The following is a 1,728-nucleotide window of genomic DNA, read 5'->3' as shown; positions in this document are numbered from 1 at the left end:
TATTGTTTTCTTGGAAAAATTTTAAATAATGTGAAGAAGTGGCAAATTCCACAAGTGATCAACACGGATAAAGCACCCACATATGGACGTGCTTTATCACGGTTAAAACGGGAAGGTAAATGTCCACCAGACCTTGAGCACAGGCAGATTAAGTATAAAAATAACGTGATTGAATGTGATCATGGCAAGCTAAAGCGGATCATCAGGGCCACATTAGGATTCAAATCTATGAAGACGGCTTATGCCACAATTAAAGGTATTGAAGTCATGCGTGCACTACGTAAAGGACAAGCATCGTCATTTTATTATGGTCAGCCTCAGGGTGAAGTGTGTCTAATCAACAGGGTTTTCGGTCTCTAAGTACTTTTTAAAGGGAACATCATCGACTCAAATCTCTATTTGCAACAGTGCCTAATTAAATCCCTTACAATTCAAATTTTTCAGCAACGACTTATCTTTGTTAAAATAGTATTAATTTATTTTTTTTAGGACAAACCTTAACAAAATTACAAATTTGTAATTTGGTTGTCATTTAGGTGTATATATCTAGGAATTAGTATATGAAGAAATTATTTTTTGGTCCAAGATATGATTAGATTCAATAATATATATATGAAGATTGTTTTAGTTATTTTTACTATAGTTTTTTCAACCAGTAGTTTTGCTGATGGGGGACTTCGTTTCTTAGAGAAAAATTTAGAAATAATTAACAATGAAAAAAGCAAAGGGTGTGAAGAGAATTAATTCAAAATTATAATGAAGCACATATAACTAGGAAAACTAAAAATTAGTTATTTTTAGTATGGTGTAACTAAGATTAATTAATTTTTTTAAATCGAATGATAAATATATTTATTGTTTTTAATTTATTCTTTACCATTTTCAAATTTTTAAATAATCCGAAAAGACTATTTTAAACTTTAGGGTTACATATGCTCCTATACATAGGCAGGAATAAATATGCAACTTAGTATATTTGCAACAATAGTACTGGAAAGATTCATGTAATAATGCTTAAAACTCTCTAATTAGTTAGGGAGGCATTGGAATTGGAGAAAGAAGTAAAGTGCCCACTAGCAAATGTGGTTATTGGAGGAATTATCTCATCAACCCTTCTTATGTTGGTTTTATTACCAATATTGTCCCGGTGGATAAATGAAAAGAAAGCTTCTTGACCAATTATAGTAAGCAATTTTTAGCAGAAATATTGAGGCTTACTCAAGTCTCTCAGCTAATCGTAAATAGAATAAGGAAACTATTGTATGTCAGAAGATCATTCTCAGAGCCACGCGGCTGTTACTGAAGAGAATAGTAAGAAGCTAATATTTACTGTAGGTTTGACCACTACGTTTTAATCGTAGAAATTATAACCGTTTTTATTACTCAAAGTTTAACTTTTGTGATTATCTAAAAACACATAGCGGTCGAATGGCCATATTAACTGACTTAAAATCAGTCGCATACTTTAATGTAGCGGTTCTGATAGCACAAAAGTTCGCAGCATGAAAACGGAACCGGCATAATTGATTTATAGTGAACCCATACACTAAGCATAATGATTTAGAGGACGATAATCCCAATGAAAAAATTCCTTTTAGGAGCTGTTGCCGCATCTGTTTTGGCCTTTTCAGGCAATGCTATGGCCAATTTTGTGGCAGGTCAGGACTATCAGGTGGTCGCAAAACCAGTCAAAGTCGAAAAACCGGGCAAAATTGAGGTACGTGAATT

Annotated in this window: 3 pseudogenes; all 3 read left to right on the top strand. The window is 32.9% G+C overall.

Annotated elements, in window-relative coordinates:
• Window positions 1-360: pseudogene (locus tag ACNPNW_RS05315) on the top strand (IS6-like element IS1006 family transposase); the annotation flags it as partial.
• 902 nt (window positions 361-1,262) lie between these two features.
• Window positions 1,263-1,402 (top strand): annotated as a pseudogene (locus tag ACNPNW_RS05310) (cation diffusion facilitator family transporter); the annotation flags it as partial.
• Window positions 1,403-1,579: 177 nt separating this feature from the next.
• A pseudogene (locus ACNPNW_RS05305) lies at window positions 1,580-1,728 on the top strand (thiol:disulfide interchange protein DsbA/DsbL); the annotation flags it as partial.

This window comes from Acinetobacter endophylla, from assembly GCF_053543775.1.
This window is presented reverse-complemented; position numbering and strand designations above follow the sequence as displayed.